Below are 17,333 nucleotides of genomic sequence, written 5' to 3'. Positions count from 1 at the left end.
TGCTTGTCGGAACGTCATCTTGGCACGAGCACGGGCCCCGGCGGGCCCCGGCCGTGCCGGAGTCGCCGGCGACCGCCGACGGCACCCGGTGACCTGCGCCGGATACGGATAGGGTGACGCCCTGACGGTGCCGTTCCGCGTACGGAGGAGTGTCCTGTGACCGCCGGTGTGCCCAGACCCATCATCGACACGAGCAAGCCGCACCCCGCCCGCGTCTACGACTGGCTGCTGGGCGGCAAGGACAACTACCCCGTCGACCAGCAGGTCGGCGAGACCCTCCCGGCGGAGGCACGGGGCAACGCGGCCCGCAACCGCGCGTTCATGCACCGCGCGGTGGCCTGGCTGGCGAAGAACGGCGTCGGCCAGTTCCTGGACATCGGCACCGGCATCCCCACCGAACCCAACCTGCACCAGATCGTGCAGGGGATCAGGCCGGACGCCCGGATCGTCTACGCGGACAACGACCCGATCGTCCTCAGGCACGGGGAAGCGCTGTTGACCAGCACCCCGGAGGGCGCCACGCACTTCCTCCACGCGGACGTACGGCAGCCCGGGACGATCCTCGAACGAGCGCGTGAGGTACTGGACTTCGGCCGTCCGATCGCTCTCTCCCTGATCGCACTCCTGCACTTCCTGCCCGACGGCGAGGACCCGTACGGCGTCGTGAGCACCCTCGTGGAGGCCCTCCCCTCCGGCAGCTACCTGCTCCTCTCGCACGGCACCGCCGACCAGCACCCGGAGCTGAAGCAGGAGACCGAGGCCGCGTACAAGAAGGGCGCCATCCCCCTGCGGATGCGCACCCGGAGCGAGGTCGAGCCCTTCTTCGACGGACTCGAACTCGTCGCGCCCGGGCTGGTGTTCGCCACCGAGTGGTACCGGGAGGAGCCCGCACCGGTGCAGGAACGCAGCGGCTTCTACGTGGGCGTGGCGCGGGTCCCCTGACCGGCGGCGATCCGTCCGGAGGGGTGCCCCGGGCCCACCGGGCCGCCTTGACGTGAGCCGGAACCGGCCGATACTTGTGCGCAGCATGGGTCGGTCGGTGTCCGTGGTCGGCGCGAGGCGGGACAGATGAAGAAGAGACTGTGTGCCACGGCCGCCGCTCTCGGCGTCCTCACCACCCTGACGGCCCTTCCGGCGGCCGCGGAGACGTCGCCGCACGCCCGGCAGGTACTTCCGCTGGGCCCCGCCGACCTCCCCGAGACGCGCACCACGACGACCCTCCAGCCGGGCGTCACCCTGACCCGCATCGTGCGCGGGAACGCCGGCGACCCGTCCCTGCGCTGGACGGTGGAGGTCGCCATCCCCGGCGGCGACACCTCACCGGACCCCGACGCACCACCGACGGCCCTGAAGGACAGGGCGAGCGCCGACGAACTGGCCGCGGCACTCACGGGCGACGGCTTCCCGGCCCGGGTCGAGAAGGTGACGACGGCGAGGACGGCCGACCACACGGGCGGCACCCTCGGCTGGCGCGTCCGCATCGGCACGTTCACCTCGCAGTCCGCGGCGACGGCGGAACGCACCCGCCTGAGAACGGCCGGATACACCGGATCGGCCGTCTTCACCGGCTGGGACGGCGAGGCCACGGACCGCGGCCCCTGGCACATCGACGTCCTCACCATCGACCCGCGCGCCTTCCGCGGCCGCCTCGACGCGTCCTACGGACCGGACCTGGAGAACCGCGAGACCACGAGCCGGTTGTCGAACGAGGCCGGTGCGACGGCGGCGGTCAACGCCGGCTTCTTCGTCCTCGACCCGCAGGCGGGCGCGCCCGGCGACCCCGCCGGAGTGGGCGTCTACGACGGACGGCTGCTCAGCGAACCGGTGAACGGCCGCCCGGCCCTGGTCCTCCACGACGACGCCCGACGCACGGAGATCGCCCGCTACACCTGGCAGGGACGGCTCACGGCCCACGGCGCCTCACTCACCCTGGACGGCGTCAACCGCGTACCGGGCCTGATCAGAAACTGCGGCGGCGGCCAGGGCGACCAGCCGACGTCACTCCCGCTGCACGACGTCACCTGCACCAACCCGAACGAACTCGTCGCCTTCACCCCCGAGTACGGGCAGCAGACCCCGCCCGGCGAGGGCGTGGAGGCGGTCCTGGACGCCCACGACCGGGTCGCGGAGGTCCGCTCACCGCGCGGGGGACCGCTCCCGGAAGGCGGCAGCGCGATCCAGGCGACGGGCGAGCGGGCCGCCGAACTGACGTCCCTGGCCCGCCCCGGCACCCACCTGAACCTGACGACGACTCTGCGGGACGACCGGGGCAGACGCGTCTCCCCGTCCCCCCGCACCGACATCGTCAACGCCGGCCCCGAGCTGGTCCGCGACGGACGGCTCCACGTCACACCGGCCACCGACGGCATGGTGCACCCGGGCGACCCGAGCTGGTACTACGGCTGGGTGCACAAGCGCAACCCGCGCACCCTGGCCGGCGTGGACGCGGCCGGCCGCACGGTACTGATCACGGCCGACGGACGCAGCACCGAGGCACTCGGCCTGAGCATCACGGAGAGCGCGAAGGTCGCCAAGTCCCTGGGACTGCGTGACGCGGTCAACCTCGACGGCGGCGGCTCGACGACGATGGTCACCGACGACGAGGTCGTCAACGCCCCGTCCGACGCGACGGGCGAACGCCCGGTCGGCGACGCCCTGCTGATCCTGCCCCGCAAGCACTGAACGAGCCCGGTCGCACTGTTCGCACGAACCGCCCAGCAGGGAGCCGCCGTGACCACGCCCACCGCCCCGACCCTCAGATCCCGCGTCCTGCTCGTCCTCACCGCCGTGCTCGCCATGCTGCTGCCGACGGCACCGGCAGTGGCAGCCTCCCATGCCCCCTCCCCGCACGGCGCGGAGGTCGTCGCGGTCACCCGGGTCGCGGACCGCCAGGTCGACCTGTCGGTACGCTCCACCGCCCTGGGCGGCCGGACGGTCAAGGTCCGCCTCCTCACCCCCGACGGCTGGGACCCGAACCCCCGACGCCCGCAGCACTGGCCGACCCTCTGGCTCCTCCACGGCTGCTGCGGCGACTACACGTCGTGGACGGCGATGACCGACGTCGCGCGGACCGACGCCCTCCGCGACGTCCTCGTCGTGATGCCGGAGGCCGGCTGGAACGGCTGGTACAGCGACTGGTGGAACCACGGCCGGGGCGGCGACCCCGCGTGGGAGACCTTCCACACCGTGGAGCTCCGCCACCTCCTGGAACACGACTGGGGCGCGGGCACCGACCGCGTCGTGGCCGGCCTGTCGATGGGCGGCCAGGGCGCCCTCCTCTACGCCGCCCGCCACCCCGGCATGTTCAAGGCGACGGCCGCGTACTCCGGCTCCGCCCACCCGCTCCTCAACGCCGAGTCGACCGACCGCATCATGGGCTTCTTCGCCGGTCAGGGCAACGACCCGCTCCGCGTCTGGGGCGACCCGGTCGCACAACGCCGCATCTGGGAGGCCCACGACCCGTACTACTTGGCGAAGCGGCTCCGCTCGATCCCGGTCTACCTGTCCTGCGGCGACGGGACCACCGGCCCCCTCGACGCCCCGGGCGCGACGAGCGCCCTGGAGGCCGACTTCAACCGCCAGAACCAGGCCTTGGCGGGGGAGCTGCGCAGGGTGGGGGCACGGCACCTGACGACCGACTTCTACGGTCCGGGGACGCACGGGTGGCCGTACTGGGAGCGAGAGCTGCACGCGTCCCTGCCGATGCTGCTGGGGGCGTTGGGGGTCGGTGACTGAGGCGGGCGTGCCACAGGGAAGGTGACAAGCGGTGACGCCGGTGGGCTCAGCGCAGAACGTCTCGCAGCAGCCTGGCGTGCTTCACCGTCTGGCTCGATCCTTTGCGCGCGGCCACCGCATCGACCTCGGGGATACCGCCCTTGGCCGCGCAGCGCGAAGCGCACTCGACCGCGAGCGCGAGGAACGCCCCGGCTTCCCGGACCGGTGTGCCGCGCAGCAGCGCGGGCAGGGCGGCCTCCAGTACGGACCAGACCGTGGCGTACGCGCCGGTCTCGGCCGCCGCGCGCAGTGCGTCGACGACGCGCTTGGGTGAGCCCGACCTGTTGCGCAGCAACGCCTGCAACTGCCCTGAGAGCAGCCGGCTGTCCAACTGTCCCTGGGCGGCGAGCACGAGCAGGGCGTCCACCGCGGCGTCACGGGCGTAGCCCATCTTCCGGGCGATCTGCCAGTGCAGGGCGTACCCCGCCGGGCCGCCCGCTTCGGCCAGCAGCGCGAGCATGCGGTCGTCCACATAGTGCCTTGCGTGTGCGGCCACCTCGTCGCGGTGATGGGGCAGCTGGGCCACCCAGTACGGCGCGGCGTAGGCGTCGAAGGGGCTGTAGCTGCCCTTGAGGGACCGGTCCCGTTCGTACGTACCCAGCACGGCCGCGGCGACCGGAGGGAGTGGAAGGTCCTGATCCGGTCCGGGGGAGACGGGCTCCCACCGTCCGGGCGGGGCGTCGGCCGGATCGGCGGCCGGCCACTTCTCCGGAGTCGTGTCCTGGTGCGGCAGACCGCCCTCGCGCAGCCGGCGCGCCAGCCGCCGGCCGGCGGTCGACTGCAGGTCATCGGCGGCGCGCAGCACCTGTTCGTCCGCTGTGGGGGTCACCCGCAGCAAGGCCTGCGCCAGATCGACCGGTGCCGGTTCGACCCGCAGGCGCTCCAGCTCGGCGACGCGCTCCACCAGCACGTCCGCGTCCACCGCGCCGGTGACGTGGGTCGGCAGGGCCAGCAGGAACGGCTGCGTGCCGGCCTCGATCACATCGAGGGCCTCCATCAGACGCGCCATGAGCAACGTGCCGGGCGGGGAGACCGCCTCGCCGTGACTGATCCGGCGGTGGGTGAGGTCGTACATATCTCTGGGCTTGTCGCCGCGCACGGCCGCCGCCACGTCGTACAGGTCGCTCTGCCCGCAGTCAGAGTGGATACCCGGTTCCCTGCGCATGACCGGTTCGAGTGCTCGGGACAGCGCCGCACGGTCGAGCCGGGCATGGCGGACCAGCCCGTCCAGGGCGCGCTCGAACGCCACCACGTCGTCGTCGGCGAGGACCACCGCCAGCTCCTGGGCGACCTCCGCGGCCGTCCCGCAGGGACCTGGCACCGGCTCGGGCCCGGACAGGAAGGGCAGCACCTCAGCCTCGGCCACCCGCTCGGTGCCGCCGGTGTCGTGCTCCATACCAGGCGCCTCCGTACCGGGCACCTCCGTACCGGGCGCCTCCGTACCGGGCACCTCCGTGCCGAGCAGTTCCGCGGCGTGCGCGGACAGCCCCGGCCCGAGCGACGCGGCTGCCGTCCGGAGCTCCGCCCGCACCGGGTCCCCCGCGTTCTTCAGGTGGCGGGCGACGAGCCGGAGGGCGCGGTCCTGAACGGAGACGTCCGGGTGCGCGAAGGCAGCCGCCGCGTAGGCCAGCACCCGACCGGCGCGCGCGGGCTCCCGCCGTGCCACCCGGTCGAGCCAGGAGAGCTGGGCGCGCACCAGCTTCTTCTCCGGGCGCAGCAGGACGCGTTGGCACGCCTCGCTCAGCACGTCCTCCTCCAGCAGACCAGTCTCGTCCAGTTCGCGCAGGACCTCCTGGCCGTAGGAGGCCACCGGGGACGACAGGTCGAGCATGGCCACATGGTCCCTGAGGAAGGGGGCCTTCTCGGCCGGAGTGAGGGCCAGCGCCCGCAGCAGCGTCACGACCGGTGTGATCGTCTTGGGTGAGCCGTCCTGGAGGAGACGGGCGAGCAGCGGCTCGGCCAGGGCGGTCCGTTCGGGTGCCGTCCGGGCGTGCTCGTCGGCGGTGAGGGGGACGGCCTGCCAGTAGTGGATGGCGTGCGCCGGATGCTCGTCGGCCACGATCGCGAAGGTACGGCGGACGAGCGTGGCACGGTCCACCAACCCCTCGGCGGCGAAGACGCACAGGGCCGTCAGCACCCTGGTGCTGAGGGAGATGGACGGCCGCTCCAGGACCAGCGGGAGGAGCCTCGGGGTCAACGGGTCCTCGCGCAGCCGCTCCAGGACATCATCCGAGGCACCGTTCGAGTGCCTGCCCAGCCAGCCGGCGAGGAAGTAGTCGGATTCCGGCATCGGGCAGCCGGTAGTGCGGACGATGTGGTCGACGACGTGGCGGAGGCGTTGGGAAACCACGCGCTCCCGCACCAGCTCGTCGAGCCGTGCCACGAGTTGGGTCCGCCACGCGACGGGGAACAGGTCCACGACGCCGGCCATCCAGCGGTCGTCCGAGGGCACGTAGCCCCCGCCCGAGTGGAGGTGGCGGGCCGCGGCGTCCGGGGTGACCTGGCAGCCCAGCCGTGCGCTGGCCAGGGCGACACGCTGCTCGACGGTGAGCTCCAGCCAGCCCGGGTAACCCATCTCCTCGTAGCGGGCGTCCAGTTCCGGCAGCTGGGCCGCGCGCTGCTCCGGGTCGAGTTCGCCCAGCGCGCGGAGCACGCCGGGGACGTCTCCGGCCTCCACGAGTGCCATCAGTCTCATCGCGCCGACTCCTTCTTCGTGTTCCGGACCATGCGGGTGGCGAGCACGTGTTTGCACGGTCCTCGACCTCCCCGGTACTTCGCCCACCACGGGCAGGTGCAGCTCATCCGCTCGCCGTCCTCGATGCGGACCAGGTAGGCGTGCTCGTCCTTGCCCACCCACGCCAGCGCACCGTCGACGCGGACCGCGCCCTGAGCGACCAGGGCCTTCGCTCCACGCAGCCGCGGGTTGCGGGCCTCGGCGGCGCCCGCGGCCCAGGGCAGGTGCCGGTGGTAGTACGCCTGCTCCGCGAGGTCGTAGCCGACCTGCCCGGAGGTCCCCAGCATCGTCAGTGCCGCGCGGACGCGTCCGGGTTCCAGGCCGGACTGTGCGGACAGGTCGGCCACGTCGATCTTCGGCTCCCAGGCCAGCAGTTCCGCCACCCGGTCCGTGTCCTGCTCCGCCGGTGCCGTGGCGAGGTCGTCGAGCACGCCGCCCTCGCCGGAGAAGCCGCGCGAGGCGTGCGGGGAGAGCAGGAGCGTCAGCCGCATGCCGGGCAGCGCGACCTCCCACGCGACGGGCGCGGTCCGGTCCTCCCGGCCCCGGCTCGGCTCGTCGTGGCTTCGCTCGGGCTCCGGGGCGTACACCCGCACCGTCGACGCGTGCCGCAGTACCTGCTGGAGGCTCAGCAACCGCTCGCAGCCGGGCAGGCACACGGCACCGGGCGACGGCCTGGTCGCCGGGCGCAGGGTGCGGCCCGAGGGAACCACCCAGCGCGTCGTGTGCGCGCCGGTCCGCTGGGTGGGCCGCGGCAGCGACCGCAGGACGGCGGCCGCCTCCGCGGCGGGTATCTCGGCGCGCGGGACGAGACCCGCCGCGATCACCTGGGCCTCCGCGAAGCCGCGCAGCCAGCGATCCGGCAGCGGGACCTTCTTCTCCACGAACCGGCCGTCGAAGGTGGTGGCCTCCAGCCCGTCCGGCCCCACCCGCAGGTGCAGCGGGTCCAGCCCGCCGATCCTGGCGAGGGTCAGGCGCAGCGGTGTGTTGATGTCGACGTTGGTGGTGCCGTGACCGACGTCGCCACCGTCGAGGCCGGGGGCGAGGACGTCGAGGCGCGCGTGGACGCCGCAGCAGGCGGAGAAGGACTCCAGCCGCAGCCGGTCGCCGCCGGCCGTGACGACCGGGTCCAGGAAAGCCGACGGCCGCGGCCGGTAGTAGCGGCTGGCGGCGACGTCGGCAACCGCGAGCAACGCCGTCGCGGCGGCGGCCGGCGCGGTCAGGAACCCGTCGAAGAACCGCGGATTGGGGACCTCGCCGGCGGGTGTGGCACCGCCCGAGGTCTCCAGGGCGAGGGAGCGCCCGTCCGGGGTCACGCGCACGGCGGAGGCGTGCACGTAGGCGTAGGACTGGATCGTTGAACTCACGTGCGAAGGCTAGGGGTTGGCACTGACACCGGCCCACTGGGGCGGACGTTGCGCGGGGTTGGGGGGCGAAGCGGTCGGTGAGGTGTCGAGTCACGGCGTGGACGTCCGAGCTGGCGCAGGTGGGCAAGGCGCTGGTGGATGGATGGGAAGTGATGTCGGGCCAGTCCGCGCCGTGCTCGAACGTGTAGCTGAACGCGCGCCCAGACTGGACCGCCTTGGCGCCTTTCTCGTCGTCGAGGGTGTTCGGCAGGCTCTCGAAGCCGTGATGTCTCGCTGCTGTATTCCCGGTATTGGTTTACCTGTACATCAGCCCCGATGGTCGTTAGCGCGGTCAACGAATCTATCGTTGAAGGGCTGGTCGCCTCTGTGTACGGTTGGCCACTATGGCAGACACCCCCGCTGCACCGGCCGGCCCAATGGTCACTGGCTCCGAGATCGCCAGATTGGCAGGCGTCACACGTGCCGCCGTATCCAACTGGAGGAGAAGGTACGACGACTTCCCCACGCCCGTTGGCGGGAGCGTGAACAGCCCGCTCTTCGCTCTGGATGAGGTCCAGAGGTGGCTGAGCAAGCAACGGAAAGGCCAGAACATCTCGCAGGAGGTGCAGCTCTGGCAGGCATTGCGGGCCGCATACGGTGACGACATGGCTGGAGGAATCGCAGCGGTCGCCCAGATGCTCGCGGCCGGTGACGGAAATGCGGTCCCCACGTTGCCGGAAGAGGCCGCACACCTGGCACGTCTTCTGTGCGAGCGCGGGTCGGCGGGAGAATTGGTGGAGGCCCTCGCCGAGCGATTCACGGAGTCGGTGCGCAGGGCCGGGTCCGACCAGGTCACCTCACCTCTCATCGTCCGCGCTCTGGGGCACTTCGCAGGGAAAGTTACTCGGGATGCCACAGTCTTCGATCCAGCCTGCGGCATCGGAACCCTGCTCCTCACCGTTGGTCCGGAGCAGGGGCCGAGACGGTGTGGTCAGGAGGTCGACCTCCACAGTGCCCGGCTCGCCCAGCTTCGCGCGGATCTGATGGGGCGCACCGGGGTTGAGGTCGTCACCGGAGACTCCCTGCGCGACGACAAGTGGCCGGCCCTCAAGGCTGATCTCGTTGTCTGTGACCCTCCTACAGGGGACACCGACTGGGGGCGGGAAGACCTCCTCCTCGATTCGCGCTGGGAACTCGGAATCCCCCCGCGCGCGGAAGGCGAGCTCGCCTGGCTCCAGCACGCGTACGCGCACGCCGCTCCCGGTGGCCGGGTGGTCATGGTCATGCCCGCGTCGGTGGCCTACCGCAAGGCCGGCCGCCGCATCCGTGCCGAGTTGGTACGGCGTGGCATCCTCACCCAGGTGATCGCCCTGCCGGCCGGCAGCGCCGCGTCGCACGCTCTTCCGGTGCACCTCTGGCACCTGCGTCGCCCTTCCGCGGCAGGCGATGCGGCGACGAGCGTCCGCATGGTCGACTTGTCTGCGAACGACCCGGACGAAGCCCTTGAGCCGGCGCCCGACCAGATCGCCGACGTCCCCCTCATCGATCTTCTCGACGACACGGTGGACCTCACTCCCGGCCGCCACGTCGAGGAGTCGCACCGCGACTACGCGGCCGAGTACCGGGCCGTTCGCCAGGAGCTGGCCGAGCACGTGCGCAAGCTGGCCGAGCTGCTGCCGGAGCTGATCAAGGGAGATGCTCCAGGTGCCCTGGACGGGGCGTCGGTGAGCGTCGCCGACCTGGCACGCGCCGGACTCGTCGAGTACGGAGACCCGGAACCGGTCTCGACCAGCGACCAGCTCGACACCGACTTCCTGCAGGGATTCCTGCGCAGTGCGGCCAACACCCGGCGTTCCACGAGTACGAGCGGCACCTTCCGGCTGGACGGCAAAGGGGCCCGTATCCCGCAGATGGATATCTCCGAGCAGCGCCGCTACGGCACCGCGTTCAGCAGGCTCCGGGAGTTCGAGGAACGGGCACGACGGGTGGCCGAGCTCAGCAGACAGGCGGCCGAGCTGGCCCGCGACGGGCTCGGCAACGGAGCTCTTGTGCCCCATGAATGACAGACCGTCACATAGAAGCCGGCACGAAGGGGCTGCTCGCCCCGCTCCATGAGACGGCAAGCGCCTCCCGCGCCCGCGTACAGGCGACGAACAACAGACAGCGCTCCCGCAACAGGTCGGACTCGTGCTGCAACACGTCCACGGACGCCGGAGTCACCTCGCGGGCGAACGGCACCGCCCCGGCCGTCACCCCGAGTACCACGACACAACGGAACTCAAGCCCCTTCATGGCGTGCATCGTGGCGAGACGCACCCCCTCCAGGCCGGACCCCAGGTTGTCTCTGGCCCGGACCACCGACACCCCGGCAGCGGCCAGCCTGTCGTACGCCTTGTCCAGCAGCACGTTGAACCGGGCGCACACTCCGATCTCGGACGGGTTGATGCCCTGCGCGATCCAGCCCTGGACCCGCTCGACGAGCGCCGTGACTTCTGCCTGCTCCGAGCCGTGCCCCTCCACCTGCGGTCTGCGGCCGTGCAGCAGGGAGCGGTACCCGGCGAGCGTGTCGCTTCCCTCGCCGCCGAGGTCGTCGACGGACACCGGGCTGAGGATGCCCGTCGACCAGGTGAGGATCTCCTCCGTGCTGCGGTAGTTGATGCGCAGCCGGTGGGTACGACCGGCCACCGCGATGCCGAGGGAACTCAGGGAGACCTTCGAGTCGTAGATCCGCTGGTGCGGGTCCCCTGTGAGGAACAGGTCGTCGCTGCCGGGCGCCACCGCGCCGCGCAGCACACGCCACTGGGCGGGGTGCAGATCCTGTGCCTCGTCGACCACCACGTGATCGTGTGTCGGCGCCGACGCGGCCAGGAGCTCGGCGGCCCGAGCACACACCTTCAGGTACGTCGTCGCCTTCTGGTCGCGCAGCATCGACTCGAACAGCTCGACGGCGGGCCATATCTGCTCCCTCCGGGCCGGCGACAGCGCGCTGCCGCGACCACGCCGGGACGCGGCTCGGTAGGCGTCCAGGGTGCGCAGATCCTGGGCGAGGACGACGTGCCGGTACTCCTGAGCCAGGAACTGCTCCGTCCACGGCAGCCCGAGTTTCCTGACGACCCGCTGCCACACTTGCCGCTCCTCCCGGTCGCCCAGGGGGGAGGGTGCCTTGCCGTCGAGACGGGTCACGACACCATGCGCGTACGCGTTGACCGTGGTCACGTCGACCCGGCCGAGCAGAGACTCGTCCCCGTCCAGCAGGAGGGCGAGGTTCTCGTGCAGCGAGGTGGCCAGCGCGTTGGTGTAGGTGGTGAGCAGGATGCGGGTGTCGGGCGACCGGGTCAGCAGGTGCTTGACGCGGTGCAGCGCGGCGACGGTCTTGCCCGTTCCCGGCCCACCGGTGACCTGTACCGGACCCCCGTACGACACCCGGTAGGCGACCCGGCGCTGCGAAGGGTGCAGGAACACCCGCCAGGCCGCGAACGGCTGCTCCAGGATGTCGGCGAGCTCTTCCGCCCCGCTGACGAGCCTGATCCGGCTGGTCGTGTTGGCGATCACGGCGGCGAGCGTCTCGTCCGGGTCCGGTCCCGCGTCCACGGGACGGCGCACCGCGACCACGTCCCGGTACACCTCCTCCGGTCCGAACCCCTCGGCGAGATACTGCAACACCTCGAACTGGTCCTCGGGCAGCAGCGTGCCGAAGGCCTCCAGCTGCGGCTTGTCGATGATCGTCCGCACCGCCCGCAACACCTGGTCGTCGATGCCCAGCTCCCGCAACACGGTGTCCGAGTACGGGGCGAACAGCAGCGATTCGGCCGTGGCGGCCGCCTTCTCGAGCTGCGGGGTCAGTTGCTCGATCGCCCGTACGTTGCGGACCTCCAGGGCTCGGGTGGCGGAGTTCGTGGTGTACAGGCGCTTGGCCGCCCAGGTGTACGCATCGTCGTGCGGTACCACGTTGACGAGCAGAAACACGTCGCTGCCGTCGTCCGGGGCGAGTACGACGCCCCGCCAGAAGTCGTTGATGCGGATGGTCCGCATGCGGCGGTCGGCAGCCTTCTCGACCGACTCCAGGTGCAGTCCCTTGTCCTGCTGCAACTCCGGCACGGTGAGTTGCTGGAACTTCTGCATCGCCTTGCGAACGCCGTTTCTGACGGGCTTCTCGAGAGCGTCGTAGCTCTCCCAGAAACTGTTGGCAAACGCAAGCTGCGGCACGATGCGCACTCCCCACCCCGGGCTGACACTGCGTGGTCGATCATACGGGCGTGGTGCCGATGCGAACCGGTGCGGTCGCGTCGGCCAGCGTGCATCTGCCGCGCGACCTGAACGATGTCGGTGAGCAGACCCGCCGGGGTCCTGGTCGAGGTCGAAGGCGTGCTGGTGGATCAGGAGCGTGACGTACCCGGTGGGCGGCGTGGCGAGGCGTTGCCTTTCGCGTAGACGAGGTGGCCTTCGTCCCGAGCGCGGTGCAGTACGCCATCATCTGGTACAGGTCGGCATCGGGTAACTGTCCCGATTCTCCGTCCCGGAGGGGAGTTTCCTGCTCCTCGCTCCAGTCGTTCCTTGTCTCCGCGGCCTTGCCTGCTGTCCAGACCCTAGCCATGTCCGGAGGGGCCGTCCGAAGATCCTCGGATAGGCGAGCGCCCGGTCGTGCTGGGCACCCGGCGACCGGCCCGCAGAACAGGTGCTCCTCTACTGTGCAGGGCCCTTCAGTCTGATCGGCGTCCGGTCGCGTGCTCCGTCCAGGACCGTGGGGTCGATGACAGGCCGAGGCCGAGGCGTGGCAGCGGTGAGTCTGATGACGTCACGGTCGCTCAACGCGGTCTGCCACTCGCCCGGCCGGGGCCGGGTACCACGCTCGCCGGCGGCCTGCGCGAAGAGCCTCCGCGCTCCGTCGCTTTGACGGTCGTTGAGGCAGCCGGGGACGGGTTCCAGGTCTTGCCCCGGTATGACATACGGCTGCTGGGAGACAATGCGCCCCACCATGAGGGCCGTCTTGTAGGCGTCCGTGTCCACCGTCGCGTCAGTGGAGGGCGCGAGCGGGTCGTTCCAGTCCGGAGTGGCGGCCTGAGCCTGGACCGCCGCGCGCCCCACCGGGCGGAAGCCGTCGCAGTCCAGGAAGTGGACAGCGGGCTCGGGGGAGAGGGACCACAAAACGTTGACCTGCGAGATGTCACCGATCACGAGCCCGGCGTCGTGGAACCAACCGACGGCCTCGACGCAGGCCAGAACGAGAGCCCTGCGCTGCTCCGGGGTCGGTTGAGGGACGTCCTGCCAGGCCGCCTTGGGTGGTCTGATCAGGTATTGCAGTTCAAGGAGCTTCGTGGCTCCGGTTGCGGTGCGCCATGTCATGTGGACCGGTGCTCGCCTCATGAGGAAGCCGAGCGACCGGCCACCGTCGACCACACGGCACAGGGGCCAGGCGGCCAGGGCGTCGAGACGGCTCCTGTCCGCCTGGCCGAGACACTGACGCAACCCGACCAGGTCGGTAAGGGCAGCGTCGTTGACCTTGGACGGGTTCTTGTACTCCTTGAACAGGAGCGGACCGTCCGCGACCGCGTGCACGTCCCCCTGGCCGCCGCTGCCGATCCGTTCACCCAGGGTGAGCGACGACCGTGCGACATCGGCTCCGTCCGCGGCGCTCATTCCGGCCTCTCCCAGACGCAGATGACGGTTCGGTCGTCGTCGTAGGACTTGGCCCTCGTCTGAGCCTGCCACAGGAAGTCGGACAGCGAAGGCGCTTCAAGCCCGCCCCAGGCGTTCGCGAGGTGCTGGGCGAACTCGGGATCCTTCTGAGTGAGTGGGTTCGTGATGCCGTCCGTGCCCAGGAGAAGCACCTCTCCCGGCTCGGTGCGCAGCAGCTTGGCCTTGACGCTGCGATAGGCGTCCGGAAGTGCCTCGGTACGGGTGTCCAGGAGGTTTCCGTCGTCCATTGGATTGGCCTCTTCCCATCGGCCCTCCCGCAGCACGAACAGACCACCGTCCCCCACGCTGAACACGACGCGCTCGCGGATGCGCGCGTCGGTCGGCACCAGCAGGACATGAAGGGTTGTGGCGTGCTCCTGACCGATACGCAGTTCGTTGACCGCGCCGGCGATCGCCTTGTTGGCGATCGCACGGAGTTCACCCTCGTCCCGGGCAATCAGCGCCGCATGGATGTTCTCAGCCTCCCGGTCCAGATGAAGAGCCGCCTGGCGAGTCACGCGGTATGAGCCGATGTGCGAGTACTTCGCGGAGCCCACTCCGTCGGCTACCGCGAGCAACAGCAGTTCGGTCTCCGGCGCACCGACGCGCGTCACCGTCATGGCGTCCTGGCGGCAGCCGCCCTCCCAGTTGTGGGAGTCGCCACGCAGTGACGTGGCCCGCACCGTCAGCCGTTCGACTTGGGCCCCGTCCAACAGCACCGTCGGGGTGAAGGCCGCGAATTCGTCACCGCCCCGCACGGAGGGGCACCGCAGAGGGTGCGGCGGATAGCTGGGGGGCCGTCGGCCGACGTGCGCAGGCACCCCGCGCAACAGGGCGTCCCCGGGTTCCCCAGGACATGAGGACTGCGCGGGACGGCCCGTTGCTGGAGGCACAGACTGTTCCGTGGAAGCGGTGGCCCTGAGCACGCGCGTGTCGTGAACGACGATGTCAGTGGGCAGGCTCGCGAAGTGTTCGTCAAGACCGTCACCGTGGACGGGCCTGCCGAGCCTCGTCGGGTCCTCATGAGTCCTGGGGTCTTCTCCGTGATGCATCGGGCCACTCACAGCTTGTCCAGGGAAAGGCTGGTGAAACCGGGCACCTGCTCGTCCACCTGGAGCTGGAAGCCGGCCCCGCCTTGGTCGGCCATGCTGGTCGCCGAGCTGACAATGGAGCGCGTGAGGCTCGAGGCGAACTCGCGCAGTGCGACGGCCGGCGAGATGGAGTCGTTCTGCTGGAGGAACGCCTTGAAATTGGCCACCTCGGTGATGGTCGCGGCGTCGGCGTCACTGATGCCGAACGCGATGATCTTCGGCGCGTAGCGGAACGCGTTCAAGTCGGCGAGCGCGGTGCGCCAGCCCTCGTCCGTGGGGATGCCGTCGGAGAGGAAGAACACCACAGGACGGTACACGTCGTGTCCGTCCGCCTTGAGCGCGGTGACGTCCTTCTCGATGGTGTCCTTCAGCAGCCGGAACGCGGCACCGAAGGAGGTCACGCCGCCCGCCGACAGGGACGGCAGCTGCGTCAGCTCGCTCAGGTCGGCGAGGGGCTGCAGCACGGAGGCCTGGGTGGAGAAACCGATGAGCGCGAAACGGGTCTTGTCCGCGACACTCGGATTGGTGCTGATCTCGTGGTGCAGGTCGGGCAGTGCCGAGTTGATGGCGTCCACGCCGGTGCCGGTCATGGAGCCGGATTCGTCGCACACCATGTAGAAGGGGAGGAGCTGCATGGTCGGTTCTCCTGAGCTGATGAGACGGCTTGGCCGTCAACGGGTGTAGAAGTAGATCTCCAGGTCGGCCGAGCCCGAGGGGCCGCCGTTCCAGAAGTCCCGCGTCGTCGCGTCGGTGAACATGTCCGGCCGTGCCTTCCGCAGAGCCTTGTTCACCTCCCGTGCGTATGCCTGACCGTCACCGGGTTCCAGAGCCTGGCCGAAGGTCAGTACGAAGGCGGCCTCGCGTCCCTCGTAACGGGTGGTGGCGTCCCGGAGCTCTTCCACCATCCGCGTGGTCTCGCCGACCGCGGCGGCCAGATGGATCTTCACCGGCTTGCGTGCCACGGATCGTGGTCCAGCCGGTGTCCGACTGGGTTCCGGGGACGGCGTGGCATCGGCAGACTTCGAGGGAGTGGCGTCGACCTGCGCGGCGAGCGGATCGCCGCGATCTCCCATGGAAACCAGGGCGAGCACCAGCAGCATGTCGGCGAAGAGCCATCCGGCCAAGTGCAGCGGGGTGAACCGGAAACGCCTCTTCAGTGGGCTCACCGGTCCGGCCCGTTTCCGGACAGCAGCTTCTCGGCCTGCCGCAGTTCGCTCTCCGCGCGCCGTTGGGCTGCCTCGGCCCCCGTCGGCGCCGTCTCCGCCGCACTCCGAGCCGTTCGGGCCTCATTGCGCGCGGCCTCTGTTTCGATCCGCGCGGCCTCCGTCTCGCGCAGGGCCCGCTCCAGGACATCGGTGACCGCGATGAAGCGGTCCGTCGCCTCCTGAACGGCCTGGCTGCGCTCCTCGATGCCGAGCAGGGTCTTCCGCGATGCCTCGGCGGCCTCACCGGTTCGGTCGGCCACCGCCCCGAGGTCGTTGAGCAGGCGGCCGCTGACATCCGCCACGACTTCGATGCCGGTGGTGAACCCGCGCTGGGAGGCGGCCAGCACGATCAGCGACTCCTCGACCTGCCGGGCCGCGTCCGACAGCGCACCGCGCACGCGGTCACCGTTGTCACCGACCGCCGTCTCCAGCCGGTCTGCCGCACGGGACAGAACGTCACGCATGTCGTCGCCGGCCGTCCGCAGATTCTCCAACGCCTTGTCCAGGACGCCGGTCTGCCCGCTGACAGCGTCGGCCAGTCGCCGGCCCGCCTGCGTCAACGGGTCGTCCAAGCCCTGGACGGCGGCCTGGATGGCCGTGCCGCTGTCCCGGACGGTCTCCTCGATCCGCAGCACCACCTGCTCGATCGGCCGTACATAAGCCTCCGCCTGCTCGAGACGTCGCTCCGCCTTGTCCGCGGCCAGGCTCACCAACTCGGCGGCCCGGCTGAGCGCTTCCTGCGTGGTGATGGCCTTGGAGTGCATGCGCTGCAGGCGGCCGGCCGCCGAGTTGAGCTCCGCCGCGAAGCGCTGGGGCGAGGCGAACCGGTGCTCGTTGAGCGAGAGCTGCGCACGGGTGAGAACCGGGACCAGGCGGGTCAGAGCCGCACGGACACGCTCCCGTGCCTGTTCCTCGCGGCGTTCCGCGCCATTACGCCGGTAGCCGTGCACGGCCGTGAGGACGAACAGCATCACCAGGGCCAGGAACCCGCCCACGGCGACGTGTCCGAAGCGGTACGCCCCGCTGAGGTGACCGTCGAAGCCTGACTGCCACAACTGCAGGAACGGCCGGCCGGCGGCCTTGGGGTCGTCCCCAGTGAGCGCTCCATAGGCACTCGACGCCTGCCACAGGCCGAACCACGTGAAGAGCAGAGGCAGGAAGACCAGAGCTCCCAGAACCCAGTCCAGCACCGAATCGAGCTGTTGGCCCCGGTCGGATTCCACCGGCTCGGCGATGCTCTCGGGTCGGGCGAAATGGGCCACCAGGTCGAGATCGGCCCAAGCATCCAGAGCGTCCACGTCGGTGGAATCCAGTGCTGTTGCCAGCGCGCGCAGTTCCTGGGCACGCGGGGCGAGCGCAGGGTCCTGCGCCGCGTCCTCGAGGTGACGTGCGGTCACCCCTTTGTCGAGTTGTGTCCCGGTGAACATTCCCCACCCTTGCCCGGTGATGCCGGGACTTCATACGGATCCGAGCGTGACGAGAACTCAGCCATGACGTGGTGCGTAGGTTC

Annotated in this window: 12 protein-coding genes; 4 read left to right on the top strand and 8 right to left on the bottom strand. The window is 70.6% G+C overall.

Translation table 11 applies throughout. The annotated features are described in order from the left end of the window. Window positions 1-156 precede the first annotated feature (156 nt). From ACGF3H_RS09600 to ACGF3H_RS09590, 3 genes are all read left to right on the top strand, one after another. Window positions 157-942 carry an SAM-dependent methyltransferase gene (locus ACGF3H_RS09600; RefSeq protein WP_362488158.1) on the top strand — a complete coding sequence of 262 codons (786 nt, stop codon included), beginning with the start codon at window positions 157-159 and terminating at the stop codon, window positions 940-942. A gap of 126 nt (window positions 943-1,068) precedes the next feature. Further along, window positions 1,069-2,682 carry a phosphodiester glycosidase family protein gene (locus ACGF3H_RS09595; RefSeq protein ID WP_362488160.1) on the top strand — a complete coding sequence of 538 codons (1,614 nt, stop codon included), beginning with the start codon at window positions 1,069-1,071 and terminating at the stop codon, window positions 2,680-2,682. A 114-nt stretch (window positions 2,683-2,796) separates the two neighbouring features. Then, window positions 2,797-3,735 carry an alpha/beta hydrolase family protein gene (locus ACGF3H_RS09590; RefSeq protein WP_362488437.1) on the top strand — a complete coding sequence of 313 codons (939 nt, stop codon included), beginning with the start codon at window positions 2,797-2,799 and terminating at the stop codon, window positions 3,733-3,735. 46 nt (window positions 3,736-3,781) lie between these two features. Here ACGF3H_RS09590 and ACGF3H_RS09585 read toward each other — a convergent pair whose 3' ends face one another. Then, on the bottom strand, window positions 3,782-6,469 hold the full coding sequence (locus ACGF3H_RS09585) for a DUF6493 family protein (protein ID WP_362488162.1): 2,688 nt from the start codon (window positions 6,467-6,469) through the stop codon (window positions 3,782-3,784). Next, window positions 6,466-7,872: an SWIM zinc finger family protein gene (locus tag ACGF3H_RS09580; protein WP_362488164.1), complete on the bottom strand. Its 1,407-nt coding sequence runs from the start codon at window positions 7,870-7,872 to the stop codon at window positions 6,466-6,468. Before ACGF3H_RS09580 ends, ACGF3H_RS09585 begins: the two co-directional genes overlap by 4 nt. A 383-nt stretch (window positions 7,873-8,255) precedes the next feature. Here ACGF3H_RS09580 and ACGF3H_RS09575 point away from each other — a divergent pair, with 383 nt between their 5' ends. Next, on the top strand, window positions 8,256-9,914 hold the full coding sequence (locus ACGF3H_RS09575; protein ID WP_362488166.1) for an N-6 DNA methylase: 1,659 nt from the start codon (window positions 8,256-8,258) through the stop codon (window positions 9,912-9,914). A gap of 7 nt (window positions 9,915-9,921) precedes the next feature. Here the strand turns inward: ACGF3H_RS09575 and ACGF3H_RS09570 are convergent, their stop codons facing one another. From ACGF3H_RS09570 to ACGF3H_RS09545, 6 genes are all read right to left on the bottom strand, one after another. Further along, window positions 9,922-12,057, bottom strand: coding sequence for a UvrD-helicase domain-containing protein (locus tag ACGF3H_RS09570; RefSeq protein ID WP_362488168.1), 2,136 nt, complete (start codon window positions 12,055-12,057; stop codon window positions 9,922-9,924). A 477-nt stretch (window positions 12,058-12,534) separates the two neighbouring features. Further along, a complete protein-coding gene (locus ACGF3H_RS09565; protein ID WP_362488170.1) occupies window positions 12,535-13,488 on the bottom strand; it encodes a hypothetical protein in 954 nt (317 codons plus the stop codon). After that, a complete protein-coding gene (locus tag ACGF3H_RS09560; RefSeq protein ID WP_362488172.1) occupies window positions 13,485-14,285 on the bottom strand; it encodes a protein phosphatase 2C domain-containing protein in 801 nt (266 codons plus the stop codon). The genes ACGF3H_RS09565 and ACGF3H_RS09560 overlap by 4 nt, the downstream gene beginning before the upstream one ends. A gap of 302 nt (window positions 14,286-14,587) precedes the next feature. After that, window positions 14,588-15,253, bottom strand: coding sequence for a VWA domain-containing protein (locus ACGF3H_RS09555; RefSeq protein ID WP_362488175.1), 666 nt, complete (start codon window positions 15,251-15,253; stop codon window positions 14,588-14,590). Between the two features lie 36 nt (window positions 15,254-15,289). Then, window positions 15,290-15,580, bottom strand: coding sequence for a hypothetical protein (locus tag ACGF3H_RS09550; protein WP_362488177.1), 291 nt, complete (start codon window positions 15,578-15,580; stop codon window positions 15,290-15,292). Window positions 15,581-15,780: 200 nt separating this feature from the next. After that, window positions 15,781-17,250 (bottom strand): hypothetical protein, encoded by a 1,470-nt coding sequence (locus tag ACGF3H_RS09545; RefSeq protein ID WP_362488179.1) that lies wholly within the window; start codon window positions 17,248-17,250, stop codon window positions 15,781-15,783. Between the last annotated feature and the right edge of the window lie 83 nt (window positions 17,251-17,333).

Source organism: Streptomyces sp. NPDC048185, from assembly GCF_043202495.1.
Classification (GTDB): Bacteria; Actinomycetota; Actinomycetes; order Streptomycetales; family Streptomycetaceae; genus Streptomyces.
This window is presented reverse-complemented; position numbering and strand designations above follow the sequence as displayed.

Bases quoted from the DNA above. Each gene is read 5' to 3' on its own strand.
- ACGF3H_RS09595 (WP_362488160.1), top strand. From the start codon at position 1,069: ATGAAGAAGAGACTGTGTGCCACGGCCGCCGCTCTCGGCGTCCTCACC.
- ACGF3H_RS09590 (WP_362488437.1), top strand. From the start codon at position 2,797: ATGCTGCTGCCGACGGCACCGGCAGTGGCAGCCTCCCATGCCCCCTCC.
- ACGF3H_RS09585 (WP_362488162.1), bottom strand. From the start codon at position 6,469: ATGAGACTGATGGCACTCGTGGAGGCCGGAGACGTCCCCGGCGTGCTC.
- ACGF3H_RS09575 (WP_362488166.1), top strand. From the start codon at position 8,256: ATGGCAGACACCCCCGCTGCACCGGCCGGCCCAATGGTCACTGGCTCC.
- ACGF3H_RS09565 (WP_362488170.1), bottom strand. From the start codon at position 13,488: ATGAGCGCCGCGGACGGAGCCGATGTCGCACGGTCGTCGCTCACCCTG.
- ACGF3H_RS09555 (WP_362488175.1), bottom strand. From the start codon at position 15,253: ATGCAGCTCCTCCCCTTCTACATGGTGTGCGACGAATCCGGCTCCATG.
- ACGF3H_RS09545 (WP_362488179.1), bottom strand. From the start codon at position 17,250: ATGTTCACCGGGACACAACTCGACAAAGGGGTGACCGCACGTCACCTC.